At 69.6% G+C, this 24,914-nt stretch carries 19 protein-coding genes; 7 read left to right on the top strand and 12 right to left on the bottom strand.

The window, feature by feature from the left end; all coding sequences use genetic code 11:
* Positions 1-20: 20 nt before the first annotated feature.
* Positions 21-542 carry a dUTP diphosphatase gene (dut, locus tag OC550_RS05565; protein ID WP_262104290.1) on the bottom strand — a complete coding sequence of 174 codons (522 nt, stop codon included), beginning with the start codon at positions 540-542 and terminating at the stop codon, positions 21-23.
* A gap of 87 nt (positions 543-629) precedes the next feature.
* Between dut and OC550_RS05560 the strand changes: the two genes are divergently transcribed.
* Positions 630-1,130, top strand: coding sequence for a DUF3093 domain-containing protein (locus OC550_RS05560; RefSeq protein ID WP_262104289.1), 501 nt, complete (start codon positions 630-632; stop codon positions 1,128-1,130).
* On the opposite strand, the gene OC550_RS05555 is transcribed toward OC550_RS05560, so the two are convergent.
* On the bottom strand, positions 1,106-1,405 hold the full coding sequence (locus tag OC550_RS05555; protein WP_262104288.1) for a DUF4193 domain-containing protein: 300 nt from the start codon (positions 1,403-1,405) through the stop codon (positions 1,106-1,108). The genes OC550_RS05560 and OC550_RS05555 overlap by 25 nt on opposite strands.
* Positions 1,406-1,741: 336 nt before the next feature.
* On the opposite strand from OC550_RS05555, the gene sepH reads away from it, so the two are divergent.
* Positions 1,742-2,983 (top strand): septation protein SepH, encoded by a 1,242-nt coding sequence (sepH, locus tag OC550_RS05550; RefSeq protein ID WP_262104287.1) that lies wholly within the window; start codon positions 1,742-1,744, stop codon positions 2,981-2,983.
* Positions 2,984-2,993: 10 nt separating this feature from the next.
* Here sepH and OC550_RS05545 read toward each other — a convergent pair whose 3' ends face one another.
* The 3 genes from OC550_RS05545 to OC550_RS05535 form a co-directional block, all read right to left on the bottom strand.
* The gene (locus OC550_RS05545) at positions 2,994-4,199 is read right to left on the bottom strand and encodes an alkaline phosphatase family protein (RefSeq protein WP_262104286.1); all 1,206 of its coding nucleotides are present in this window, start codon (positions 4,197-4,199) and stop codon (positions 2,994-2,996) included.
* A gap of 2 nt (positions 4,200-4,201) precedes the next feature.
* Positions 4,202-4,864 carry a DUF5998 family protein gene (locus OC550_RS05540; protein WP_262104285.1) on the bottom strand — a complete coding sequence of 221 codons (663 nt, stop codon included), beginning with the start codon at positions 4,862-4,864 and terminating at the stop codon, positions 4,202-4,204.
* Between the two features lie 78 nt (positions 4,865-4,942).
* Positions 4,943-7,651 carry a GNAT family N-acetyltransferase gene (locus OC550_RS05535; protein ID WP_262104284.1) on the bottom strand — a complete coding sequence of 903 codons (2,709 nt, stop codon included), beginning with the start codon at positions 7,649-7,651 and terminating at the stop codon, positions 4,943-4,945.
* Between the two features lie 48 nt (positions 7,652-7,699).
* Here OC550_RS05535 and OC550_RS05530 point away from each other — a divergent pair, with 48 nt between their 5' ends.
* On the top strand, positions 7,700-10,180 hold the full coding sequence (locus tag OC550_RS05530) for a DNA topoisomerase (ATP-hydrolyzing) subunit A (RefSeq protein WP_262104283.1): 2,481 nt from the start codon (positions 7,700-7,702) through the stop codon (positions 10,178-10,180).
* A 165-nt stretch (positions 10,181-10,345) separates the two neighbouring features.
* A complete protein-coding gene (locus tag OC550_RS22350) occupies positions 10,346-10,489 on the top strand; it encodes a hypothetical protein (protein ID WP_368736936.1) in 144 nt (47 codons plus the stop codon).
* Between the two features lie 45 nt (positions 10,490-10,534).
* Here OC550_RS22350 and OC550_RS05520 read toward each other — a convergent pair whose 3' ends face one another.
* Genes OC550_RS05520 through OC550_RS05505 form a run of 4 tightly spaced genes read right to left on the bottom strand, consistent with a single transcriptional unit; the run spans position 10,535 to position 17,722 of the window.
* Complete coding sequence (locus tag OC550_RS05520; protein ID WP_262104282.1) at positions 10,535-11,521, bottom strand: GNAT family N-acetyltransferase; 987 nt, start codon at positions 11,519-11,521, stop codon at positions 10,535-10,537.
* A gap of 5 nt (positions 11,522-11,526) precedes the next feature.
* Positions 11,527-15,078, bottom strand: coding sequence for a thiol reductant ABC exporter subunit CydD (cydD, locus tag OC550_RS05515; RefSeq protein ID WP_262104281.1), 3,552 nt, complete (start codon positions 15,076-15,078; stop codon positions 11,527-11,529).
* Positions 15,075-16,094 carry a cytochrome d ubiquinol oxidase subunit II gene (gene cydB / locus OC550_RS05510; protein WP_262104280.1) on the bottom strand — a complete coding sequence of 340 codons (1,020 nt, stop codon included), beginning with the start codon at positions 16,092-16,094 and terminating at the stop codon, positions 15,075-15,077. Before cydB ends, cydD begins: the two co-directional genes overlap by 4 nt.
* A gap of 47 nt (positions 16,095-16,141) precedes the next feature.
* Positions 16,142-17,722 carry a cytochrome ubiquinol oxidase subunit I gene (locus tag OC550_RS05505; RefSeq protein WP_262104279.1) on the bottom strand — a complete coding sequence of 527 codons (1,581 nt, stop codon included), beginning with the start codon at positions 17,720-17,722 and terminating at the stop codon, positions 16,142-16,144.
* Between the two features lie 160 nt (positions 17,723-17,882).
* On the opposite strand from OC550_RS05505, the gene OC550_RS05500 reads away from it, so the two are divergent.
* Complete coding sequence (locus tag OC550_RS05500) at positions 17,883-18,269, top strand: BlaI/MecI/CopY family transcriptional regulator (RefSeq protein ID WP_262104278.1); 387 nt, start codon at positions 17,883-17,885, stop codon at positions 18,267-18,269.
* Between the two features lie 27 nt (positions 18,270-18,296).
* Positions 18,297-19,256 carry a M56 family metallopeptidase gene (locus tag OC550_RS05495; RefSeq protein ID WP_262104277.1) on the top strand — a complete coding sequence of 320 codons (960 nt, stop codon included), beginning with the start codon at positions 18,297-18,299 and terminating at the stop codon, positions 19,254-19,256.
* Between the two features lie 77 nt (positions 19,257-19,333).
* Here OC550_RS05495 and OC550_RS05490 read toward each other — a convergent pair whose 3' ends face one another.
* A complete protein-coding gene (locus tag OC550_RS05490) occupies positions 19,334-21,445 on the bottom strand; it encodes a type IIA DNA topoisomerase subunit B (protein WP_262104276.1) in 2,112 nt (703 codons plus the stop codon).
* A gap of 269 nt (positions 21,446-21,714) precedes the next feature.
* Between OC550_RS05490 and OC550_RS05485 the strand changes: the two genes are divergently transcribed.
* On the top strand, positions 21,715-21,942 hold the full coding sequence (locus OC550_RS05485) for a hypothetical protein (RefSeq protein ID WP_262104275.1): 228 nt from the start codon (positions 21,715-21,717) through the stop codon (positions 21,940-21,942).
* A 123-nt stretch (positions 21,943-22,065) separates the two neighbouring features.
* On the opposite strand, the gene OC550_RS05480 is transcribed toward OC550_RS05485, so the two are convergent.
* Positions 22,066-23,352 carry an RNA polymerase sigma factor gene (locus tag OC550_RS05480; RefSeq protein WP_262104274.1) on the bottom strand — a complete coding sequence of 429 codons (1,287 nt, stop codon included), beginning with the start codon at positions 23,350-23,352 and terminating at the stop codon, positions 22,066-22,068.
* A gap of 266 nt (positions 23,353-23,618) precedes the next feature.
* Positions 23,619-24,836 carry a DUF4192 domain-containing protein gene (locus OC550_RS05475; RefSeq protein WP_262104273.1) on the bottom strand — a complete coding sequence of 406 codons (1,218 nt, stop codon included), beginning with the start codon at positions 24,834-24,836 and terminating at the stop codon, positions 23,619-23,621.
* Positions 24,837-24,914 lie beyond the last annotated feature (78 nt).

The following is a 24,914-nucleotide window of genomic DNA, read 5'->3' as shown; positions in this document are numbered from 1 at the left end:
GGGCGCGCCGGGACGTTCCTTTACTGCGCGGCTGTGAACCCGCCGGTGGATCCGAAGCCGCCGGTGCCGCGGACGGAGCCAGGCAGCTCGGCAACCAGTTCGAAGGACGCCGTTTCGACGCGCTGGATCACCATCTGGGCGATGCGGTCCCCGCGCTTGATCTCGAGTGCCGCCGAGGCGTCCGTATTCAGCAGCGTCACGGCGATCTCGCCCCGGTAGCCGGCGTCCACGGTGCCGGGGGCGTTCACGATGGTCAGCCCGTGCTTAGTGGCCAGTCCGGAGCGCGGATGGATCAGCGCAACGTAGCCCACGGGAAGGGCAATCGCCACGCCCGTCGGCACCAGGACGCGCTCCCCAGGCCCGATCCGGAAATCGATCCTGGTGCGCAGGTCGGCGCCGGCGTCGCCGGGGTGGGCATACGAAGGTGCCTCCAGCGCGGCGTCGAGCATTTTCAGCTGAACGTTCAGCGTTGGTTGAATTTCCTGCACTCGTGACCGTTCCTCGTTCGGCGCGGCGAAGCCGCCGCGGGCGTTTCCGCACATCACTCTATCCCCTTTGGCCCGGGCCCAGCTACGGCGCCCGTGCGCCGGCGTCCCGGCAGCGCCGCCCGCCGGGATAAGCTGAAACGCATGAGCGCAACACCTTCCCCCGCCGCCGGCCAGCCCACCGGATCAGCTACGGAACCGATCTACCAGGAGCGGCTCTGGCCGAACTTCTGGGTCTGGCTCATCGCGGCGGGCGTTTCCGGGGCGGTCATCTTCGTGCTGGCTCCGATCAGCCTGACCACCGGCTACATCGCCGCCGTCGTCACCGCCCTCATCCTGGGCTTCCTGCTCTTCATCTCCACGCCGCGGATCACCGTGACCGGCCGGACCCTGCAGGTGGGCCGCGCGCAGATCGAACGCGAATTCATCGGTGCGGTCGAAGGCTTCCGCGGAGACGCCGCCGTCGAACAGCGCGGACCCAAGCTCAACGCCACCGCGTACCAATGCATCCGCGGCTGGATCTCGCCGGTCGTGAAAATCGAAATCACGGACGAAGCAGACCGCACACCCTACTGGCTGACGTCCACGCGCCGCCCGGAACAGCTGGTCGCCGCCCTGGGTCAGCCTTCGCAGTCCTTGCAGTAGAGCAGCCCGTCCTTCTCCTTCGCTACCTGCGAGCGGTGGCGGACCAGGAAGCATGAAGCGCAGGTGAATTCGTCCGACTGCGCCGGCATGACACGGACCAGCAACTCTTCGCCCGACAGGTCCGCGCCGGGCAGCTCGAATCCCTCGGCGGCCTCCGCTTCGTCTTCGTCCACCACGGCTGACTGTTTGTCGGTCCGGTGCGACTTCAGCTCTTCGATCGAGTCCTCGCTCAGCTCCTCGTCGGGTTTGCGCGGCGCATCGTAGTCAGTGGCCATGATCGTCTTCTTCACGCTCCGGTTCTGTGGGTTGGGTCCTCCGCGGACGGAAGCCCGAGGCAGGCTTCTGGCGGGTGTGTCAGAGCACAACGCCCGGGATGCCGGGTTTGTGCCCGCAACGCGAAGATTGTTGCCTACTTGCCGCGCAAACGCCAACCGGCCGCCGGGACGAAACCGCAAGGCCCGCGCGCACGAGCGACTGCGTTGGGCCGTGGACGCGGGCCGACGGGCTGCCGCCCGCCCAGCTAGTCCGCGCCACACCCGCGCAAACAGTAGGAAATAGGCCCTTTCGATGGCAGAGTTTCAGCAGGAATTGTCGTCGGGTGGAGGGTTTTCATGCAGGATCTGCGGCTGGTGGGTGTCCATGAGGATGGCGAACATCTGCTGTTGGGCGGCGAAGGCGGAGAAAGCTACCGCCTGGCCATCGACGAGGCGCTCCGCTCTGCGGCGGCCCGCCCGTCCATGCGTGTGCCTGCGGCGGACTCCTCGGCATCCGGCCCCGTGATGTCGCCGCGGGAGATCCAGGCGCGGATCCGTGCCGGTGCTTCCGCCGAGGAAGTGGCGGCCGAGTCCGGTGTTTCCATGGAACGCGTCCTGCGCTATGAGGGCCCGGTCCGCGCGGAACGCGACTACATGGCCGAGCAGGCTCAGCTGGTCGAGGTCGCCGCCGCCCTCCCCGCGCATGAGGGCTACCGGTCCGGCCAGGGCGATCAGCCAGCCACGCTCGGCGCCATGGTGCTCCACCGCCTCCCGGCCTTTGGCATCGACCCGGACACCCTCGTCTGGGACTCCTGGCGGCGCGCGGACGGCACCTGGGAGGTGCTCGCGCAGTTCAGCCTGCCGGCCGAAGCCACTGGCACGGTCGGCGAAGAGCCGCCGGCGCGCTGGATCTACGACCACAGCCGCCGCACCATCCGGAACACCAGCCGCTGGGCACAGCAGCTGAGCGAAATCGAGCCTCTGGACGGCCCCGTCCCGGGCCGCCGCCTGACCGCCGTTGCAGACCGGGTCTTCGACTTCGAAACGGATGCGGAGCCGGAAGCGGACGGCCAGGATACGTCGGCGGAGGCGCAGGAAGACGCGGATCCGGACAACCTGCTCGAGGTCCTGCGCTCGCGCCGCGGCCAGCGGCTCGGCGTCGATGAGGACGCGGACGATGCCCTGGCCCTGATGCTGAACCGCGGCGCCGTTCCGGCGGCGCACCCCCGCGACAGTAATTCGGGCGAGAGCCACACCGGCGCAGAGGAGGGCGGAGACCACCCGTCCAAGGGCCTTCCCTTCGGGCTGAGCCTCGCTCCGGCGTACGACGACGGGGGCGACGGTCCGCTCGATCTCCCGGAGGGCGTGAGCACGGAAACCCGCGAGATCACCGTCTCCGGCGCGCCCGTCCGCGGCAAGGAGCAACCTGCCGCCGGTCCGGCCGCCGCGGAGGAGGCCGGGGGCGGGCCTGCAGAGGACGCTGACGGCAAGGCAGACGCTGCGGAAGAAGCCGAGGCGCAGCCGAAGCGGTCGCTGCGGCCCAAGCGGTCGAGCGTGCCGAGCTGGGACGAAATCGTCTTCGGCACCCGGCACGAGTGAGCTGCCGGGCTCAGGAGCGTTTTCGCCGCCCCTGATTCCCGCCGGCCTTGCCCGGTTTGCCCACCGTGGAGCCCAGCACCAGCAAGGGGACGTCCCGCTCGGGACGGGTGAGCGATCCGTGCTGGCCCACGACCTCGAGGGCATGCGGCGGAACCCGCCGGGTGTCGTAGAGGGCGACCGGTTCCCGCGCGGCAATCATTAGGTCCCCGATCCTCGGCAGCACCGACGGCTGGACCTCGCCGAACAGACCGTGCGCAATCGCCTCGTCCCGTTCCAGCACCCATGCGTACTTGCCGAACGCCGCCTGCCAGGCTTCCGCCAGCTGCTCCCGGTGCCGGTCGCCGGCGTCGGGCTCCAGATACAGGTGGACCATGCGCGGTTCCCCGCCGGTATGCCGCACCCCGGCCACCAGCGCCGGATCCTGCGAGTAGTCGTGCCGCTGGCTGGCAGGCACGTCGAGCATTCCGTGGTCCGCCGTCAGCAGCAGGAGCGTGTCTGCGGGAAGCTGGCCCGCCAGCCGGCGCAGGTGCGAGTCCACTTCTTCCAGCGCGTTGCCCCACTCGGCTGACGCACAGCCGTGGCGGTGGCCGGCCTTATCCAGCTCGTTGAAGTAGAGGTATACGAGCACCCGCTCGTGCTCAGACAAGGCCTGCGCCGCCGCGAGTGTGCGGGCATGTCCGGAGGTAGCCGGCACAAACGAGCCTCCGCGCAGGGCAGCCCGGGTCAGGCCGGACTCCGCGAACCGGGGGAGGCTGACGGTAACCACCGGCAGCTCTGCGGCGACACGTTCGAAGACCGTTGGATGGGGCTGCCAGCGCAGCGGATCCACCCCGGCGTCCCAGCCGCCGAGCTGGTTGACGACCTTGTCCTGGTCCGGGTCGAGCACGTCGTAGCCCGCCAGCCCGTGGGCACCAGGAGCCAGGCCCGTGCCGAAAGTGGCCAGGGCCGACGCCGTCGTGGACGGAAAGGCGCTGCTCAACGTCCGGGAGTTCTCCATCGACCGGCGCAGGAACGGCGCGTGGCCGCCGCGCTGCTTGAGGAGCGCCTTGCCGAGCCCGTCCACCAGCACCACGCAGACCCGCCGGGCGGCCGGCAGCGCGAGCGTGTTGGCGAAGCCGGCTACCCCGAGCGAGGCGGCGGCACTCGTGAAGACCTCCGCGACGCTGTCCCGCCCGTAACCGGGGGCGGGCGGCAGTACATCCAGGTGCCGGACCATCCCTAGCGCTGGTGGTGGCCGCGGGACAGCCGGGTTCCGAGCCGTCGCGGCTGGACCGGATCCACCATCCTGGGCAGTGCCGGCGGAGCCGTGTTGACCTTCCGCAGGGCGCGGGCGAAGGCCTTGGCGTTCTGCACGGCCTGCGCCCCGTCCGCTTCCGAGCTCACCCTGAGGACGATGTCTTCCTGGACGATGTTGCCGGTGTAGCCGTGGTCCGCGTCGCACTGCGGATCGGCGCAGCCCGCAGGCCCCATGTCGAGGCGCTGGCCGCCGGACCAGGCGATCGCCAAGGTCAGCTCGCGGGCCTGGTCGGAGGGCTTGTAGTCCTGCGGCTGCGCGTAGATGTAGCTGAGCACCACCGAGCGGATCTGGCTGACCGGCACGGATTCCGTAGAGATCTGCGCGACAACCTGCTCGCCTTCCTCGTCCAGCTGCTGGTCATCAACGTGGGTGATGACGAGCATGTCGTCGGTCAGGACCAGCACCGTGATGTGCCGGTGGACCTCGTTGCGGTCGAAGTGGGTCTCCAGATGGACCAGGTGGGACAGCGGCTCGCGTCCGTCGAGCGCATCGTGAACCACGTCGGCCACCATGACCGGGTAAAAGCCGGCACGGTTAAGGTCCTCGTCGAGGCTGCGTTCTTCAGTGGTTGGCGAATGGCTCATGAATTCCATTCTGGCCCAGCCGCTGGCCGATTGCGAACCCGGCACCGCGGCCACCGGCCGGGGTCCGCGCCGGTACGATCAGTCCCGCATGGCCCTACGCGCGCTGTCCGTGCGCTGCGCGTAATTGCCCAGGCGCAGGTCCGCGCTCAGAACGGTGAGTCCCTGCGGCGACACCAGGACGGGGTTGAATTCCAGCAGCGCGATCTCAGGATGGTCGTCCTTCATCAGCGCCACCCGGTTGACCAGGTCTTCCAGCGCGGCCACGTCCACGGCCGGCAGGCCCTGGTAGCCGAACAGCTTGGGGGCGGCCCGCGGGCTGCGGATCAGGTCCGCGACGTCGACGGAGGTCAGCGGCGGAATCCGGTGCGACCAGTCCCCCAGCAGATTGACTGCGTCCCCGGACAAGCCGAAGGAGACGACCGGCCCCAGGAGCGGGTCCTCGATCGCCCGGATGGTGCAGGACTGGCCGGACGCCGCCATGGACTGGAGCTCCAGCCCGATGTCCCCGAACGGGCGTAGCACCTGGCGCATGTGCTCGATGTTCCGCCGCAGCGAATCGGCGTCGACGATGTTCAGCCGCACGCCGCCGAGGTCGAGCCGCTGGCGCAGCCTGTCGTCCATTGCCTTCAACGCCACCGGCCAGCCCAGGCGATCGGCCGCCGCGACCGCTTCGTCCGCCGTCGAAAAAGCAGCAGAGGGCAGCACGCTGATCCCGTAGCAGCCGAGCAGCTCGCCGGCCTGCTCGGTGGTGGTCTGCACCAATTGGTCCCCCGCAACGCCCTCGAGCAGTGCATCGATCATGTCCGCGGCGCGGTCCCGCTCCAGGCCGCTGGGTTCCACGACCTCGCCCTGGTCGCGCCCGAGCCATTCGGTGTAGCGCACCACGGCGGCCAGTGCCTCGATGCCGCTGCCCGGGCTGGAGAACGTGGGCACCGCGGGCTGCCGCGCCGCGCCTTCGTCCGCCGCCCCGACCGCGAGCAGTCCCTCCGCAACCGCCTGGGGATCCAGGACGCCGGTGAATGCGGCGATGACGGGCTTGCCGGCTTCCTCGCCGCAGGCACGGAGCACCTGCGCGATCTCTTCGTTGTCCAGGCCGTTCACGGGCAGCAGGGTGACGAAGGCCGAATGCACCTCCTGAAGCGCCAGCGCCTCGCGCAGCTTGCCGCGGAGCAGGTCCAGCGCCTCCGACCGCGCGGCGTCGAGTCCGAGCGACGTCGCGAGATGCACCGCCTGCAGCTGGTGCGTGGCCGCCGCGTCCGCGATGACCTTCCCCAGCGCCAGGGAATTGCTCAGCACCGCGACCCCGGGCCCGGCCGGCAGCGGCTGGCTGACCACGATCTGGGCCACGTCCATCAGCTGTTCGTAGGTGTCGACCCGGACCACGCCGGACTGCCGCATCATGGCGTCGAGGGCGCCGCCGGGCGCCTGCGTTGTCCGCACATGGTGGCCGGGCGGCAGCTGCAGGCCCATCAGATCCGACTTCGCCACGATGACCGGTTTGCTGCGGGAGAGCCGCCGGGCGATCCGGGAAAACTTGCGCGGGTTGCCGAAGGACTCCAGGTAGAGGCCCACGGCCCCCGTCGCCGGATCGTCCTCCCAGTACTGCATCACGTCGTTGCCGGAGACGTCGGCCCGGTTGCCCGCCGACAACGTCGAGGACAGGCCCAGTCCGCGGCGCGTGGCGGCGGCGTAGAGCATCACGCCGATCGCGGCCGACTGGCTGAACAGGCCCAGCCGCCCCCGCCGCGGCAGGTGCGGTGCCATCGACGCGTTCAGCGTGACCGCCGGATCCGTGTTGATGATGCCCAGGGAGGCCGGTCCGACCACCCGCATGCCGTTCGCCCGGGCGTTGCGGACCAGCTCGCGCTGCCGGGCCAGTCCCTCCTGCCCGGTGTCCGCGAAACCGGCCGTGGCGACGATCAGGCCCTTCACGCCGGCGTCGGCGCACTCCTGCGCGACCTTGAGCACCTGGTCGTAGGGCACCGCGATGATGGCCAGCTGGACGGGCTCGGGCACCTCGCCGATCGTGCCGTAGGAAATCATCCCGCCCAGCTCCAGCGCCTGCGGGTTGATGGCGTATACCGGGCCGGTAAAGCCGCCCTCGACGATGTGCTCGAGCAGGGCGTAACCGATGCTGCCGTATTCCCGGCTGGCCCCTATGACGGCAACGGACGACGGCGCCAGCAGGCTGGCGACGCTGCGCGCCTCCGCGCGGTGCTCGCGTGATTCCATCACGGCGCGCGAACGTTCCGTCGGGTCGATATTGAATTCGAGCATCACGACCCCGTCGTCGAAATGCCTCCGCACCTCGTAGCCGGCGTCGTTGAACACCGTGACCATCTTGCGGTTCTCCGGCAGCACCTCCGCGGAGAACCGGCGGATGCCGTTTTCGCGCGCCGCCGCCGCCAGATGCTCCAGCAGGATGGACCCGAGCCCGCGGCCCTGATGGCTGTCCGCGATGTTGAAGGCGACTTCCGCCTCGTCCGGGTCGTCCAGCCGGTCGTAGCGACCGATGCCGATGATGTCGCCGGCGATGGTGATGACGAAGGCGACCCGGCTGTGGTAGTCGACGTTGGTGAACCGCTCCAGTTCGCGGGCGCTAAGCTTCGCCTTGAAGGTGAAGAAGCGCAGGTAGATCGAGCTCTCCGACTGTCCCATGTGGAAAGCCTGCAGCGCCGGTCCGTCCTCCGGGACGATGGGCCGCAGGTGCGCGGTCCCCCCGTCGCGCAGCACGACATCGGCCTCCCAGTAGTCCGGATAATCCCGGGTTTGCGCCTCTTGAGCCATAAACTCACTTTAACTGCTTCAACAGATGTAAGGACCCGATCTCTCCATATGGCCCGCCGACCCAAGCCCTCTGCCAGCCAGGCACTGCCCGAAGACCTCGTCGAGAACATCGTCGATATCGACGTCACCTCCGAGATGGAGGTCTCCTTCCTCGAATACGCGTACTCGGTGATCTACTCCCGGGCACTGCCGGACGCGCGCGACGGGCTGAAGCCGGTCCAGCGGCGCATCCTGTTCATGATGTCGGAGATGGGGCTGCGCCCGGACCGCGGACACGTGAAGTCCGCCCGCGTCGTCGGCGAGGTCATGGGCAAGCTGCACCCGCACGGGGACACCGCCATCTACGACGCGATGGTCCGCATGGCCCAGGACTTCGCACTGCGCATGCCGCTGATCGACGGGCACGGCAACTTCGGCTCCCTCGATGACGGCCCCGCGGCCCCGCGGTACACCGAGGCGAGGCTGGCGGCTCCGGCGTTGGCCATGACGAACCATCTGGACGAAGAAGTCGTCGATTTCATCCCGAACTACGACAACCAGTTCATGCAGCCGGAGGTCCTCCCGGCCGCGTTCCCGAACCTCCTGGTCAACGGATCCTCCGGCATCGCCGTCGGCATGGCCACCAACATGGCCCCGCACAACCTCGGCGAGGTCATCGCCGCCGCCCAGCACCTGATCGCCAACCCGGACGCCCAGCTGGACGACATCATGGCCTTCGTCCCGGGGCCGGACCTGCCCACCGGCGGCAAGATCGTCGGCCTGGCCGGCATCCGCGACGCCTACGCCACCGGCCGCGGTTCCTTCAAGACCCGGGCCACCGTGCAGGTCGAGCAGATCTCGGCCCGCCGCACGGGCCTGGTCGTCACCGAACTGCCGTACCTGGTGGGTCCGGAAAAAGTGATCGAGAAGATCAAGGACGCGGTCACGTCCAAGAAGCTGCAGGGCATCAGCGATGTGGTGGACCTGACGGACCGCCACCACGGGCTGCGCCTGATCATCGAGCTGAAGAACGGTTTCAACCCGAACGCCGTGCTCCAGCAGCTGTACCGCTACACGCCGATGGAGGATTCCTTCGGCATCAACAACGTCACGCTCGTCGACGGCCAGCCGCGCACGCTCGGCCTGCTGGAACTGCTCCAGGTCTACGTGGACCACCGCATCGGCGTGGTCCGCCGCCGCACCACCTTCCGCCTCGGCAAGAAGAAGGACCGCCTCCACCTGGTCGAGGGCCTGCTGATCGCGATCGTGGACATCGACGAGGTCATCCAGATCATCCGGTCCTCGGACGAGACCGCCCAGGCCCGTGAGCGGCTGATGGGGGTCTTCGACCTGACCGAGATCCAGGCCAACCACATCCTGGAACTGCGCCTGCGCCAGCTGACCAAGTACTCCCGCATCGAACTGGAGAAGGAGCAGGAGGAACTGCGCCAGGCGATCGCCGAGCTGGAGGAAATCCTCGCCTCCGAGCCGAAGCTGCGCAAGCTGGTCTCCGACGAACTGGGCGAGGTCGCCGCCAGCTACGCAACCCCGCGCCGCACGCTGCTGCTGGAAACCGAGGCCACCGCCGCGCTCGCCGGCGCCGCCCCGGCACCGGCGGGCAAGAAGGCTCCCGTGCAGCTGGAGATCGCGGACGACCCGTGCTGGGCCATCCTCTCGGCCTCGGGCCAGCTCGCCCGCACCGCCGACCAGCAGGAGCTGGCGGACGGCGGTCAGCGCATCAAGCATGACGTGTTCACCTCCGTTGTCCGCACCTCGGCCCGCGCGGAAATCGGCGCCGTCACCTCGCTGGGCCGGATGCTGCGCCTGCAGGTCGTGGACATGCCCACGCTCTCCCCCGGCTCCGGCACGCCCAACCTCGCCGGCGGCGTGCCCGCCCGGGAGTTCATCACGCTGGCCAAGGGCGAAACGCTCGTCGCCCTCGCGCCGCTCAACGCCGTGCTGGCCATCGGCACTGCCGGCGGCATGGTCAAGCGGGTCAGCCCCGATTACCCGCTGAACCGCGAAGACTGGGAGATCATCACGCTCAAGCCGCAGGACCACATCATCGGAGTCTGCGTCGCGCGTGAGGACGAGGACCTGGTGTTCCTGACCCGGCACGCCCAGCTGCTGCGCTTCCCCTCGTCGACGGTCCGGCCCCAGGGCCGCACGGCGGGCGGCGTGAACGGGATCAAGCTGGCCGCCGAGGACTCGGTAGTCTTCTTCGGCGCGGCCGACCCGACGGACGACGCGGCCGTCGTCGTCACCATCGCCTCCGCCTCCGCGGCCCTCCCCGGCACCTCCCCCGGCTCGGTCAAGGTCACGGCGCTGGCCGAGTTCCCGGCCAAGGGCAGGGCCACCGCCGGCCTGCGGGCGCACCGTTTCCTCAAGGGCGAAGACCAGCTCAGCCTCGGCTGGGCGGGCCACGGTCCGGCCAAGGCCTCGACGTCCGCCGGGGTGGTCCGGACGCTGCCGGTGGAACACGGGCGCCGGGACGGCTCCGGCGTCCCGCTCTCGCAGACAATCGACGCTGTCGGGCCCGCGCTCGGCTGACCCGCGCCTACACTTCTGCCATGCCGATCGTTCCCGACACCAAGGACTGGACCTGGGTCACCCGGCTTCCCGGACTGGGACCAGGACCGGGAAGCACTGGAGGGCGCGTACTCGGAAGCGGATCCGCACCGCGTAGCGCAGGAGCTGGAGGCCGGCGCCGCCGCCGTGGCGGTCGCCTTCGCGGCGGTCCCACGGGAACAGTGGGACCGGCGCGGCCTCCGGAGCAACGGTTCGGCCTTCACCGTGCGCACCCTGGGCGCCTATTTCGCGCACGACGTCGTCCATCACCTGCACGACGTCGGGGCCTGAGTCCGAGCCTGAGTCCGCGCCTGAGTCCGCGCCTGAGTCAGCGGGTCAGGTCAGCGGCAGCTGCCAGGCGAAGTCGCGTTTGGTCGGCTCGTACCCCATCCGGGTGTAGAGGCCGAGGGCACCGCTGGGATTCTCGGTGTCGACGCCCAGCCCGGCATGCGCGATGCCGGCGGCCTTGAACCGGCGCATGGCCTCGGCCAGCAGTGCCGGGGCGAACCCGCGCCCGCGCCAGGCCCGGCGCACGCCGAGCAGGTCGGTGAAGCCCTCGTCGTAGCCGGCGTGCTTGCGGTAGTCCGGGTCGAAGCTCGCGAGCTGGTAGGCCACGGTCTCGCCGGTGGCCGTCTCCACGACCGACATGCTCCACTCCGGCTTGAGCTGAGGATGCTCCACGGTGAACTTCCAGCGCTGCCGGTCGCGCGGCTCGCTGCCCCAATGGTCGGCGAATGCCTCATTATGGGCGAGCCGCACGGCCTCGCTGTCCGCAGAATCGAGGGTTCGGAAGACATAACCGGCCGGCAGCGGCAGGTCCGGTATGGGGACGTCCAGAGAACGCGTCATCTCGGTGAAGTACCGGACGATGCGGGTGCCCACGGCCTGCATCAGCGCGTTGTGGCCGGTGTTCTGTTCCTCCGTGTAGGTCCGCAGGACCCCGCCGGAGGTCCCGGCGGCCTCAAAGCGGGCCCGCTGGCAGTCCGCCTGCCAGGCGTAGAGTGCCCGGCCGATCCCCCGGCGGCGCCACCCCGGGTCCACTCCGCCCCAGGTGTGGGCGACGGCCGAGCCGGCGTTCCCATGCACCCGTCCGACGGCACGCAGCACGCCGCCCTCGTCGAAACCGGCCGCCGTGGTCGCGGCCGGGTCGTTGTGCGCGGTCCCGAAGACTTCCTCCAGGTCCGCCCGGGTCTCGGTCCACACAGGCTTGTCCGCCTCGGACATGCGCCCGATCAGCGCATGCCACGCGTCGATGTCGGCCTCGGTGAGGGCCCGCCAGGAGAGGCCGTGGTCTGGAAAGGGCGGCGGCGCGGCGATCGTCATGTCCTTCAGCGTAGGACAGCTGCCTTCGCGGCGGAACCCAGCTCCAGGATGCGCGGACACGCCGCCGCCTCGGCCGGATCATGCGTCACCATGACCACAGCCTTTCCCGCCAGCGCCGTCCGCAGGTCGGCCAGCAGGCTCGAGGCCGACTCCGGGTCCAGATGCGCGGTCGGCTCGTCCAGCAGCACCACATCCGCTTCCGTCAGCAGCGCCCTGGCGACGGCGACGCGCTGGCGCTGGCCGCCGGAGAGGAAGTGCCCGTCCGGTCCCAGCCGGGTGTCCATTCCCTGCGGCAGGGCCGCAGTGAAGGATCCGAGCCCGACGGCGGCAAGTGCCGCGTGCATTTCGGCGTCCGACGGCGGGTTGCCGCGTTCCCGGGCCAGCAGCAGGTTGGCCCGCAGGCTGGAGTTGAACAGGTGGGCTTCCTGGGGCGTCCACGCAATCCGCCCGGCCAGCCCGCCTCCCGCCTCGACCGGGACTCCATTGACCAGGTAGTGGCCCTGCCGCAGCGGCAGGAAGCCCAGCAGCACGCCGAGCAAGGTCGACTTGCCGCTGCCCGAAGGGCCGGTGACGGCCAGCCAGTCCCCCGGCGCCAGGTCGAGTTCCAGTCCGGTGAAGACCGGCTCCGCCTGCCCCGGATAGGCGTAGCCGGCATCGCGCAGCTGCAGCGACGCCACGGGCGCGCCCTCCGCTTCGGGCCGGGCGCCCGCAGGTGCACCCGCCTGGCCTGCCCCGGCTGCCGGGCGCCGGGTTTCCGGCTGCTGGTCGGCGCTGCCCAGCTGCGGCAGCACCCGCTCGCCCAGCTCGCGCCAGGCGCCCCACTGGTGGGCCGCGGCGTTGACCGCCACGAACGGCTCCACCAGGGCCAGCTGCATGAGGATGACCACGGCAGCGGCCCCCGGATCCGTTCCGCCGGCCGAACCGATCATGGCCAGGGCAGAGAGCGAGCAGGCCAGGACGATGACGGCCTGTCCCAGGCCCTGCGCCCAGGCACCCCTCCGGAGCACCGCCGTCGTCCTTTCCTCCAGCTCACGTGCCCGCGCCAGCAACGGTCCCGCGGCGCGGTTGGGCGCCAGGTCCGCCGCTGCCTGCAGGAGCCGGGTGAAGGCATGCAGGGTCCGGCCCTTCAGCCCGACGCTGGCGGCCTGGCCGGAGCGGTCGGCCCACCGGGTTACCGCCGGGGCGAGGCCGAGCCCGGCAGCGGCGAGCAGCAGCTGCCAGCCCAGTCCCGCCGGCATCAGCAGTCCGGTTGCGATGCACGACGCGGCTGCCGTGAGCACGCCGACCAGCGGCGCGAACACCGCGCGCGGCGCCACGTCGCGCAGCTCATCGACGTCGCCCACCAGCTTCTCCAGCGCCTCGCCGCCGCGGGCGAGCTTGCGCCACCCGGCCGGGCGCTGCTGCAGCCCGTTCCAGAGCCGGATCCGCAGCCGGTCGGTGGCCGCGAAGACGGCGTCGTGCAGCCGCAGCCGCTCGTGGTAGCGCAGCACCGCCCGGCCGATGCCGAAGAACCGGACCCCCACAATGGCCGTCATCAGGTGCAGGATGGGCGGCTGCTCGCTCGCCCGGACAATCAGCCAGCCGGACAGCGCGGTCAGGGCGACGCCGAAAAGCGTGGCGCCCAGCCCGAGGAAGAGCGCTGCGATGAACTGCCGGCTCCATGGCTGGAGCATCCCCAGGTTCCGCCAGAGCGGAACGCGGGAGCGCCCCGACGACCGTCCGCCGAACTCGCCCGGGGAAGCGGTCCGTCCCCGCGCGTCCTGTTGCTGCGCCGTCGCCGGCGCGGCACACTCCTGCGGGATGTCCTCCCGCACGGCGCCCTCGTACCGGACGGCACCCTTCCGGACGGCGGGCGTCGGATCGTCCTTGGGCCGCGCCGGCCGACCGGCACCATCGGCGCCGTTACGGGCGGCGTCCACGGGCACGACTAGGTCGGCCAGCCGCGCGGTCTGCGGATCATGCGCCACCAGCACGGTCGTCACACGGCCCCGCAGGCGCGAGAGCGCCCGCTCGATGGCGCGCGCGCTCGCGTCGTCCACGTGCGCGGTGGGCTCGTCGGCCAGCAGCACGCGGACGCCGGGAACGTGGCCGATCCGGGCGAGGGCGCGGGCGACGGCGAGCCGCCGCAGTTCGCCCGGGCTGAGTTCGCCGGTCTGCGCGTCGATGAGATGGGCGGCGTTGACCTCGGCCAGCACCTCCAGAGCGGCCTCGCGGGCGGCCGGTCCGGCCAGTCCCGCGTACAGGGCGATTTCCGCCGCGACGGTCTCTTCCGCCGGCACGGGGTGCTGCGGGACCCATGCGATCCCGTCCCGGTAGACGCCGCTGACGACACCGAACACGGCGGCCTGCGGTCCGTCCTGCCGCAGCCCGGCGAGCACCTCCAGCACCGTGGTCTTGCCGCTTCCGCTCGGCCCCGCCAGGAGCGCGATGTTGCCGGCCGGCACGGTGAAGTCCAGCCCCTCGACGGCGGGCAGGTCCCGGTCCGGGTAACGGACGGACAGCCCGCGCACCTCCAGATCGGGCCGACCTGCCGGTTGGGCCAGCCCGGGGTCGCAGGTCCGTGCGGCGGCCCCGTCGGCGCCGGCCTGCGGCGCAGCGGCCACCAGCGGGCGGCCGGCCGGTGCCTGCAGGACGGCGTTGCTGCGCTTGAGCGACTCCAGCCCGTCCTCGCTCGCGTGGTGCGCCGTGCCGAGGTCCCGCAGCGGCTGGAAGCACTCCGGGGCGAGGATCAGCGCGAGCAGTCCGGCCTCGAGGCCCATCTCGCCGTGGACCAGCCGGACGCCGATGAACACCGCCACCACCGCTACGGAGATGGTGGAGATCAGCTCGAGCGCCAGCGAGGACATGAAGGCGACGCGGAGCGTGTCCATGGTGCGGCTGCGGTACGCCGCCGCCATGTCCGCCAGCGCCCGCGTCTGGGCGGACGCCCGCCCCAGGCCCACCAGCACCGGCAGGCCGCGGGCCAGCTCCAGCAGCTGGTCCGAGAGCCGCTGCAGCGCCTGCGCGGCCTGGCTGGTCCGGTCCTCGGTGTGCAGGCCGATCAGGACCATGAACACCGGCACCAGCGGCACGGTCAGCAGCACCACCAGGGCGCTGGTGAAATCCGCTCCCAGGATCCGCAGGCCTACCAGCAGGGGAATGACGGCGCAGCCCACCAGCGCCGGCAGGAACTTTGCATAGTAGTCATCCAGCGCGTCCAGACCGCGGGTGGCCAGCACGCTCAGCGCCCCGCTGCCCGGACCGCCGCCGGCTCCCGTCGCGCCGCCGTCGTTAATGACCCGCTCGGCGAGACCGGCCCGCAGCTGCGCCTTGACGCCGGCCGCGGCGCGCTGGGACAGAACCTCCTGCCCCCAGGCCGCGAGGGCCCGGAGCACGGCCCCGGCCACCGCCTCGACCGCCACGGCGTTCCAGTCCGGGCCGCCGCCGGCCAGCCCGGCCACGCCGGCCGCCACGGCCTGCGCGAGCAGGACGAGCCCGGCGGCCTTTGCTGCGGCCAGGACGCCCAGCAGGTAGAGCGCACGCTTGCCGGCGGCGCCGACCGGCAGCAGCGGCTTCACTGCGGGACGACGGCGTGGGCGGCGGGGATGGACTCCGCGCTGACGCGCTTGCGGAACACCCAGTACGTGTAGCCCTGGTAGACCAGCACGGCGGGAATGCCGAACGCGCCGATCACGCTCATCACGCCCAGCGTGTAGTCGGACGAGGACGCGTTCTCCACCGTCAGCGAGAACGCCGGATCGAGGCTCGAGGGCAGCACGTTGGGGAACACGGCGGTGAAGATCGTGGTGGTCCCGGCCACCAGGAAGATCCCGAGTCCGGCGAAGCTCAGGCCGTCCCGCTCCCGCCGGGCCAGCAGCCACGCCGCGACGGCGCCGAACACGGCCATGGCCAAGGTCACCCAGGTCACGGGCTTCCCGCCGGCCAGCACCACGAGGATCGCCCACAGCGCCATCGGCAGCAGAGCCACCGGTAGCCAGCGCAGCAGCAGCCTGCGCGCCCGCACCCGGATGTCGCCGTCGGTCTTCAGGACCAGGAACGCGGCGGCGTGGACCAGGCAGAACAGCACGACCGCCAGCCCGCCGAGCACCGCGTAGCCGTTGAACCAGGCGAACGGGCCGCCCACGCGGTCGCCGTTGGCGTCCAGTGGCAGGCCGGTGGTGGTCAGCGCCAGCATGGCGCCCACGCCGAAGGCCGCCACGAAGGAGCCGAGCGCGATGGCCCAGTCCCAGGTGGCCCGCCAGCGCGGGGAGTCGTGCTTGCCGCGGTATTCGATCGCCACGGCCCGGAAGATCAGGGCAAGCAGTACCAGCACCAGCGGAAGGTAGAGGCCGGCGAAGAGCGAGGCATACCAGTGCGGGAACGCGGCGAAGGTGGCGGCGCCGGCGGTGATCAGCCACACCTCGTTGCCGTCCCAGACCGGGCCGACGGTGTTGAGCAGCACCCGGCGGTCCGTGTTGTTCCGGGCGAAGCCGCGCATCAGCATGCCGACGCCCAGGTCGAAGCCTTCCAGGAACAGGTAGCCGGTCCAGAAGAAGGCGATGATGATGAACCACAGAGTGGGCAGGAAATCCATGTCAGCTCTCCAAGATGGTCAGGTTGCGCATGTTGCGGCCGGCGGAATCAGTACGCGAAGGCGAGGACATCGTCGTCGTCCTTTCCCTGGCCGCCGCTGCCGGCGCCGCCGTCCGGGTGCTCCAGCACTTCGGGCATGGCCGAAGGCACGCCGCCCTTGCAGTAGGCGAAGAGCAGCTTGACCTCCACCACCAGGAGCACGCCGTAGACCAGCGCGAAGGCGCAGAGCGAGAAGACCAGTTCGGCGAGGGACACCCCCGGCGAGACCGCGGCAGCGGTGAACATGAAGACGTTGTCGATGCCGTCGGGATCCGGGTTAGGCGCCACCACGAAGGGCTGGCGGCCCATCTCGGTGAAGATCCAGCCGGCAGAGTTCGCCCCGAACGGCGCCAGGATGCCGAACACGGCCAGTCGCATCAGCCATTTCGACTCCGGAACCGTGCCCTTGCGGGCGATCCAGAGGGCCACCAGCGCGGCGCCGGCCGCGAGCATGCCGAAGGTGATCATGATCCGGAAGCCCCAGTAGGTGACCTCCATGACCGGGACGTAGTCGATCTCCGTGCCGGCGCGCTCGCCGTAGACGGGGTTGTCGGGCAGGTGCGTGCCGAAGCGTTCCTGGTACTCCGGGATCAGCGTGTTGATGCCTTGGACTTCGGTGGTGAAGTCGCCGTTGGCCAGGAAGGAGAGCAGCCCGGGCAGTTCTACCACCGCAACCATGTCGTCGCAGTCGTTGGAGCCGAGGTCGCCCACGGAGAGGACGGAGAAGCCGGTGCCGTCGTGGCAGGCAGCCTCGGCGGCGGCCATCTTCATCGGCTGCTGGTCGAACATCAATTTGGCCTGCAGGTCGCCGGTCAGGGAGACACCTGCGAAGGACACCATGGCGACGACGGCGCCGACCCGCAGCGACGTCAGCCAGACCTTGTGATCGGTGGCGTCGCGGCCGGTGGCCGGGTTGCTGCCCACCATCACCTTGCCGTCGGCGCCGACGGTGTCGGTGCCGTCCCGGCGGCGCTTCCACAGGTGGTACCAGGCGATGCCGAGCAGGAAGCCGCCGGCCACGGAGAAGGCGCCGAAGAGGGTGTGCGGGTAGGCGACCAGGAGCGTGTTGTTGGTCAGCACCGCCCAGATGTCCACCATGACCGGCCGGCCGTCGATCATCTCGACGCCCACCGGATGCTGCATCCAGGAGTTCGCGGCCAGGATGAAGTAGGCCGAACCCATGGTGGCCAGCGAGGCTGCCCAGATGCTCAGCAGGTGCATCCCCTTGGGCAGGCGCTTCCAGCCGAAGATCCACAGACCCAGGAAGATCGACTCGACGAAGAATGCGAGCAGCGACTCCAGTGCCAGCGGAGCGCCGAAAACGTCACCAACGAAGCGGCTGTACTCGCTCCAGGCCATGCCGAACTGGAATTCCTGCACCAGGCCCGTGGCCACGCCCATGATGAAGTTAATCAGGAACAGCTTGCCCCAGAACTTGGTCATCCGCAGGTACTGGTCCTTGCCCGTGCGGTACCAGGCCGTCTGCAGGACGGCCACGGTCAGGCCCAGGCCTATGGTCAGCGGCACCATCAGGAAGTGATAAACCGTGGTGATGCCGAACTGCCACCGGGCGACTTCGAGGGCTTCCACATTCTCCCCTTCGACGTGATTTCTACAGAACGTAGAACAACTTGCTTCTACGCAGTGTAGAACAAATCCGGCAAAGCCTGTAAATTGGATAGGGAAGCCACACGGGCAGCGCTCAGGCTGCCGGTGTGGGGTTGTTTTTGGGCGCGGATGAAGGATGTAAATGGCCACTCTTGGAGAGCTGGAACGGGCAGTCATGGATCTGCTGTGGGAGCAGAACGGACAGCCCCAGGGGGAGAATGCACTGACCGCGAACGAGCTGCGCGACCGGCTCGCCCACAGCGGCAGCGCGACGAGGGACGGCAAGGAGCTCGCCGTGACGACGGTGCTCACGGTGCTGTCCCGGCTGGAGAAGAAGAGCCTGGTCCAGCGTGAGCGGGACATTCGGCCGCACCGCTACCGCGCAGTGACGAGCCGCGAGGCACACACCGTGGAGCTCATGCACGAGGTTCTCGGCTCCGCCCGGGACCGCGAGGCCGTGCTCGCCGCCTTCATCGGTTCGGTCTCGGCCCAGGAAGCCGAGGCCCTGCGGAAGATGCTGACGGCCTAAGCCTCCGTGCGGATCGCATAAACCGAGGTGTTCTGGGCCTCCTACCTGCTGGCCGCCCTGGCCGTAATGCTGGCTTGGCCGGTGCCGGTCATGCTCTCGCGCGCCCGCTGGCCGGCGAGGGCGCCCAAGACGGCGCTGATCCTCTGGCAGGCGATCGCGCTCGCCGGCGGCCTCTCCATGATCGGCGCGATGCTGACCTGGGGGCTGGAACCGCTCGGCGACAACCTGCTGGCTGGCCTGCGCGGACTCACCGCCCTACTGGCCAGCTATGAACCCGCCCCAGGACTCGACCTGATCCACGTCTTCGCCCTGAGCGCTGCCCTCCTGCTAGGCGTCCACCTCGTCTTCACGCTGCTGCTGACCTACTACCGGATCGCCAAGCAGCGCCACCGGCACCGAATGCTGCTGAACCTGTTGAGCTCGCCGGCCAAGGACTCCCCCAAGACGCTGGTCATCAACCATCCCGCCCCGGTCGCCTACTGCCTGCCCGGCGGCAGTGGATCCGTCACCGTGCTTTCGGAAGGCCTGATGGAACTGCTGACTCCGGCGGAACTGCAATCCGTGCTGCAGCACGAGCGGGCACACCTGAACCAGCGGCACCATCTCCTGCTGTGGGCCTTCGCGGCCTGGCGGGCCGCCCTGCCCTGGCTTCCCACCTCGCAGCTCGCGCAGCGGGCCGTCAACGAACTCATCGAGATGCTGGCCGATGACGCGGCCCTGGAAACCACGGACCGGCAGACCCTCATCCGCGCGGTCGCACTGGTCGCCGGCGGCGAACGCCCCGGCGGCGGCGCCGTCGGGGCTCCGGCGCGTGAACTGCTGAGCCCCGAAGAGGCCCAGGCCCTCACCTCGGCCCACCGGATCCGCCGGCTGCTCACGCCGATGGCGCCTCTGGGCAGCGCGGCCCAGACGCTCGTCGTGGCCGGCGCAGCCCTGCTGCTGGCGGTGCCGACAGTGCTGCTGATCGTCCCCGGGCTCGCCGGCTAGGGCGCCGACTCAGGCACCGCCCAACGCGTTCCGCGGCGGCAGGCAGTCGTCGGCCTGTTCCCGGTCCGGCACCGCCGTCAGGCGTCGATCTGTTCCCGGTCCAGCACGGCCGCGCCGGCGATGATGAACTCCTTGCGCGGAGCCACGTCCGAGCCCATGAGCAGGTCGAAGGCCCGCTCGGCCGCCTCGGCGTCCTCGATGCCCACGCGCCGCAGCGTCCGGTGCCTCGGATCCATGGTGGTTTCCGCCAGCTGGTCGGCGTCCATCTCGCCCAGGCCCTTGTAGCGCTGGATCGGCTCCTTGTACTTGCGGCCGGAGGCCTCGAGACCGCCCAGCAGCTGGTGCAGCTCCTGCTCCGAGTAGGTGTAGACGATTTCGTTGGACTTCGCCCCGGGATTGATGATCTCCACCCGGTGCAGCGGCGGTACGGCCGCGTAGACCCGCCCGGCTTCCACCAGGGGCCGCATGTAGCGGAAGAACAGCGTCAGGAGCAGCGTGCGGATGTGCGCCCCGTCGACGTCCGCGTCGGTCATCAGGATGACCTTGCCGTAGCGTGCCGCCTCCAGCTGGAAGCTCCGGCCGGAGCCGGCGCCGACCACCTGGATCAGCGCCGCGCATTCGGCATTGTTGAGCATGTCCCCGATCGAGGCCTTCTGGACGTTCAAAATCTTGCCTCGGATGGGCAGCAGGGCCTGATGGTCTGAGGAACGGGCCAGCCGGGCGGTGCCCAGGGCGCTGTCGCCCTCGACGATGAACAGTTCGGAGCGGTCCACCGCGGTAGTGCGGCAGTCCAGGAGCTTGGCCGGCATCGTGGAGGTCTCCAGCGCGTTCTTGCGCCGCTGGGTTTCCTTGTGCATGCGGGCCGAGACGCGGGACTTCATCTCGCTGACGACCTTCTCCAGCAGGAGGGCGGACTGCGCCTTGTCGGCCCGCGCCGAGGAGTTCAGCTTCGCGGTGATCTCCTTCTCCACCACGCGGGAGACGATTGCGCGGACAGCCGAGGTGCCCAGGACCTCCTTGGTCTGGCCCTCGAACTGCGGCTCGGCCAACCGGACGGTGAGCACGGCGGTCAGGCCCGCGAAGACATCGTCCTTTTCGACCTTGTCGTTGCCGGCCTTCAGCTTGCGTGCGTTGGCCTCGATCACCTTGCGGAAGGTCTTCAGCAGGGCCTGTTCGAACCCGGCCTGGTGCGTACCGCCCTTGGGTGTAGCGATGATGTTCACGAAGCTTCGCACCGACGTGTCGTAGCCGACGCCCCAGCGCAGGGCCACGTCCACCTCGCACTTGCGCTCCACCTCGGCGATCTTGCTGTGGCCACGCTCGTCGAGCACCGGAACCGTCTCCTTGAAGGAGCCGGCGCCGTGGATCCGCCATACGTCGGTGACCCCGCTGTCGTTGGCGAGGTACTCCACGAACTCCGCGATGCCGCCGTCGTGCTGGAAAACCTCCTCCACCGGACCGTTCTCCCCCGGCGTTCCCGGCTGCCGGCGCTCGTCCCGAAGCGTCACCCGCAGGCCGGGGACCAGGAACGACGTCTGCCGCACCCGGGACTGCAGTTCCTCGTAGGAGAACTTGGCGTCCGGGGTGAAGATCTGGTGGTCCGCCCAGTACCGGATGCGCGTACCCGTCACGCCTCGCTTGGCCTTACCCACGATGTCCAGCGAGGAGCTCTCCAGGAACGGCTCGAATTTCGCCTCGGGACTCGGCGTCCGCCCGGTATCGATGAAGTGCCCCGGCTCTCCCCGCCGGAACGACATCTGGTAGGTCTTGCCGCCGCGGTCCACCTGGACGTCCAGCCGCGAGGACAGCGCGTTGACCACGCTGGCGCCGACGCCGTGCAGCCCGCCTGAGGCGGTGTAGGAACCGCCGCCGAACTTGCCGCCGGCGTGGAGTTTGGTGAAGACCACCTCGACGCCGGTCAGGCCGGTCCGCGGCTCCACGTCCACCGGGACGCCGCGGCCGTCGTCATGGACCTCCACCGAACCGTCGGCATGCAGGATCACGGTGATGTTCTGCCCGAACCCGGCCAGCGCCTCATCGACGGAGTTATCGATGATCTCCCAGAGGCAGTGCATCAGCCCGCGGGAGTCCGTGGAACCGATGTACATGCCCGGACGCTTGCGGACCGCCTCCAATCCTTCCAGGACGGACAGATGCCGCGCGGTGTAGTCGGTGCTCGGTGGGGTCACTTAACCAATACTCCTAGGCCATGCAGGTGGAACCGGGACAGGCACGCCGCCCCGCAGTCTCGGCGCCCGGCCGTCGGGCACCCCCTCTAGGCTAGTCCCCCTCGGGGCCCGGACCCGCACAACGCACCGCCGGGCGCGTGGCGGCGATGGTCACAGCGGCTGCCGGGTAACGCCCCGGTGATACGCGGTCAGCGAAAGTTGATGGTAGAGACGAAGAAAACGGGCCGCCAAGTGGTTGTATGTAGGTACGCACTTGTAAGGAGGTCATCATGACAACAGCAGTAGCCACCCGAGAACTGACCGCAATGGACCGCTGTGACCGCTGCGGCGCCCAGGCCTACGTCCGTGTTGTGTTGGAGTCCTCCGGAGGGGAATTGCTTTTCTGCGGACACCACGCCCGTCAGCATGAACCGCAGCTTCGCCCCATCGCGGCCGAATGGCAGGATGAGACCGGCCGGCTGAACACCAACGCCGAGATGGCGGAGGAAACCCAGTAAGCACGGTGTGAGCAGCCCGGCTCAGCCGCGGTTGCCTCTGGTCAATAACAACGGACCAAAAACGACGGCGCCGGCCTCCTTTCGCGAAGGAGGCCGGCGCCGTCGTTTAATGCCTGTCCGGCCCTAGTCCAGGTAGTCCCGGAGGACCTGCGACCGCGACGGGTGGCGCAGCTTGGACATGGTCTTGGATTCGATCTGGCGGATCCGCTCGCGGGTCACGCCGTAGACCTTGCCGATTTCGTCTAAAGTCTTCGGCTGGCCGTCGGTCAGGCCGAAGCGCATGGCGACCACGCCGGCTTCGCGCTCGGACAGGGTGTCCAGCACCGAGTGCAGCTGCTCCTGCAGCAGCGTGAAGCTCACGGCGTCGGCCGGGACAACAGCCTCGGAGTCCTCGATCAGGTCGCCGAATTCCGAGTCGCCGTCCTCGCCCAGCGGGGTGTGCAGCGAAATCGGCTCGCGGCCGTACTTCTGCACCTCGATGACCTTTTCGGGGGTCATGTCCAGCTCGACAGCCAGTTCCTCCGGCGCCGGTTCGCGGCCCAGGTCCTGCAGCATCTGGCGCTGGACACGGGCCAGCTTGTTGATGACCTCGACCATGTGCACGGGGATGCGGATGGTGCGGGCCTGGTCCGCCATGGCGCGGGTGATCGCCTGGCGGATCCACCAGGTGGCGTAGGTGGAGAACTTGAAGCCCTTGGTGTAGTCGAACTTCTCGACGGCGCGGATCAGGCCCAGGTTGCCTTCCTGGATCAGGTCCAGGAAGAGCATGCCGCGGCCGGTGTAGCGCTTGGCCAGCGAGACCACCAGGCGGAGGTTGGCCTCCAGCAGGTGGTTCTTGGCGCGCTTGCCGTCGTGCACGATCTGCTCCAGGTCGCGCCGCAGGCGGGTGTCCATCGAGCCGTCGTCCTTGGCCAGCTTCTCCTCGGCGAACAGGCCGGCCTCGATCCGCAGGGCCAGGTCGACTTCCTGCTCGGCGTTCAGCAGGGCGACCTTGCCGATCTGCTTCAGGTAGTCCTTGACCGGGTCGGCCGTCGCTCCCGCGCTGACAACCTGCTGGGCCGGCGCATCGTCATCATCGGCGTCCGAATAGACGAAACCGGATCCGCTGGCGGGCTTGGCCGCCGGGGCTTCGCCCTCCTCGACGAGTTCGGCCTCGTCCGTCAGGTCGGGTTCCGCCTCGATGTCCTCGTCCTCGACCTCGGAGTCCACCTGGTCTTCGTCGGCTTTGGTGGTCTTCTTGGTGCCGGTTGCCTTCTTGGCGGTGGCGGTGCCGGGCTTGCGGCCGCGGCGCTTCGGTGCGGCCGGACCGTCTGCGGCCGTCTTCGCCTTGGCGCCCCTGGCAACCGACGGCGTCGTGGAGGGTGCAGTTGCCTCTTCGGGCGCTGCAGCAGTCTTCTTGTCAGGTGACACAGAGAACCTTTCATATCCGGTCTGCAGTGCTACCTGCGGGTAACACCACTATGACCCTGTCAAGTCCGTGGTGATTTCCAAACGCAGGCCACGGTGCAGGGTCTCCCTTCGGAAACACTCACCATCTCAGCCCTATTCCCCGTTACGGCGAATACATTTGAAACACGGACCCGACCGGGTCTTGGCTCCCATTGTCTCACGACTTGGCCAGGGAAGTGAACGCTGCGCCGGTCGTCCCTTCGGCTGCCGGGGCCGGCGCATGGAGGTCAGGCCGCCGCCGACGGGCTCTGTCCTGCCGCCCCGGGAGGCCTGCGCAACCAGGCCGGCAGGGTGCCCAGCCCGAAATAGCTTTCCAGGAGTCCTGCCAACCGGTAGTCGGGCGACTCCGCAAGCACGGTGCGCAGGTGTTCGTGGGCCAGCGAGCTGCGGCCCTGGGCCCATTCCAGCCACGCGAGCATCGTTCCGGCGGCCGGTTTGGCGGCTCCTTCCGCCATCCGGTGCAGCAGGGCCAGCAGTTCCGATGCCCGTGCAATTCGCTCCCGGTCGACCGGCGGCTCGTAGCTGCCCAGGAGGATGTCCGTGAAGAGGTCGGCCCCGGGTTCCGGACCGCTGCGGCCGGGAAGGTACCCTTCGAACGGCAGCGCTGCCGCCAGCTCGGGGGGAACCGGCCGCAGAGGATCCACCCGTCCGTGGGCGGCCGCACCGTAATAGGCGGCCGCCGGATCGAGGCAGGCCAGGACCAGGACGGCGTCCCGCACGTGGTGCGACTCGAGGCTGGCGAGGAGCACGGCCAGTACCCCGGGTTCGGCGTCGCCGCTACTGATCGCCTCGTCCCAGCTTCCCAGCAGCCGCATGAATACGCCGCCGGCTTCCCACTGGCCGTCGAAGCCTGCTGCGAGGTCCCGCGCCCGGGAACGGATCGCGGGCGCGGCGTCCGGAAGGCTACCCGAGCGGACCAGGACGGCCGCCTCTCCGGCAGTCGCGGCGACGCTGCTGCCGAGCAGCATCAGCTCAAGGTTCACATGGCTCTCTGTGATCCGCTCCTTGGGATGTCCCTGCGGCGGACAGCATGGCGACGTCCGGCATTGGACGCAGCGGAACGAGTCCGGACCGACCACCCAGGCGCCGCGCACCGGCGTGCCGGCGGCTCCGAGCAGGTCCTCCAGGAACACCGCGAGCGGCCAGTACGCGAACGATGTCGGATTCGTCGGGTCTGCCCCCTCCGGAGAATCCGTGTAGAGCACCACCAGTGAACCGTCCGCGTCCCCATCCGCACGCAGATAGGACACCGCGGTTTCGGCGAAGGCGGCGAGCCGGACGTCGTCGCCCGCCTCCGGCAGATCCAGCCGGAGGGTGGCCCCGAGGCTGGAGCCCCTCATCGACAGCAGCACCAGGCTCTCGCGCGGGTGGAACGTGAGCTGGTGCGGCACATATCCCAGAACGTCTTCGGCACGGGAGGCCCTGATGTTGATTCTGTTCTTCATGCGGACCACTCTGGCCGCGGGGCGGCGCGGCCGACAGCACCGGCCAAGCCATTGTGGAAGCGGGGCGTCCGCGCGACG

It is taken from the genome of Arthrobacter sp. Marseille-P9274 (assembly GCF_946892675.1).
Lineage (GTDB): Bacteria > Actinomycetota > Actinomycetes > Actinomycetales > Micrococcaceae > Crystallibacter.
The sequence above is the reverse complement of the archived record's forward strand: the minus strand, read 5'-3'. Positions and strand labels throughout refer to the sequence as shown.

What these genes read in the sequence shown, in the direction of transcription:
- dut (WP_262104290.1), bottom strand. Translation starts at nt 542, where the DNA reads ATGTGCGGAAACGCCCGCGGCGGCTTCGCCGCGCCGAACGAGGAACGG.
- OC550_RS05560 (WP_262104289.1), top strand. Translation starts at nt 630, where the DNA reads ATGAGCGCAACACCTTCCCCCGCCGCCGGCCAGCCCACCGGATCAGCT.
- OC550_RS05555 (WP_262104288.1), bottom strand. Translation starts at nt 1,405, where the DNA reads ATGGCCACTGACTACGATGCGCCGCGCAAACCCGACGAGGAGCTGAGC.
- sepH (WP_262104287.1), top strand. Translation starts at nt 1,742, where the DNA reads ATGCAGGATCTGCGGCTGGTGGGTGTCCATGAGGATGGCGAACATCTG.
- OC550_RS05545 (WP_262104286.1), bottom strand. Translation starts at nt 4,199, where the DNA reads ATGGTCCGGCACCTGGATGTACTGCCGCCCGCCCCCGGTTACGGGCGG.
- OC550_RS05540 (WP_262104285.1), bottom strand. Translation starts at nt 4,864, where the DNA reads ATGAGCCATTCGCCAACCACTGAAGAACGCAGCCTCGACGAGGACCTT.
- OC550_RS05535 (WP_262104284.1), bottom strand. Translation starts at nt 7,651, where the DNA reads ATGGCTCAAGAGGCGCAAACCCGGGATTATCCGGACTACTGGGAGGCC.
- OC550_RS05530 (WP_262104283.1), top strand. Translation starts at nt 7,700, where the DNA reads ATGGCCCGCCGACCCAAGCCCTCTGCCAGCCAGGCACTGCCCGAAGAC.
- OC550_RS05520 (WP_262104282.1), bottom strand. Translation starts at nt 11,521, where the DNA reads ATGACGATCGCCGCGCCGCCGCCCTTTCCAGACCACGGCCTCTCCTGG.
- cydB (WP_262104280.1), bottom strand. Translation starts at nt 16,094, where the DNA reads ATGGATTTCCTGCCCACTCTGTGGTTCATCATCATCGCCTTCTTCTGG.
- OC550_RS05500 (WP_262104278.1), top strand. Translation starts at nt 17,883, where the DNA reads ATGGCCACTCTTGGAGAGCTGGAACGGGCAGTCATGGATCTGCTGTGG.
- OC550_RS05485 (WP_262104275.1), top strand. Translation starts at nt 21,715, where the DNA reads ATGACAACAGCAGTAGCCACCCGAGAACTGACCGCAATGGACCGCTGT.
- OC550_RS05475 (WP_262104273.1), bottom strand. Translation starts at nt 24,836, where the DNA reads ATGAAGAACAGAATCAACATCAGGGCCTCCCGTGCCGAAGACGTTCTG.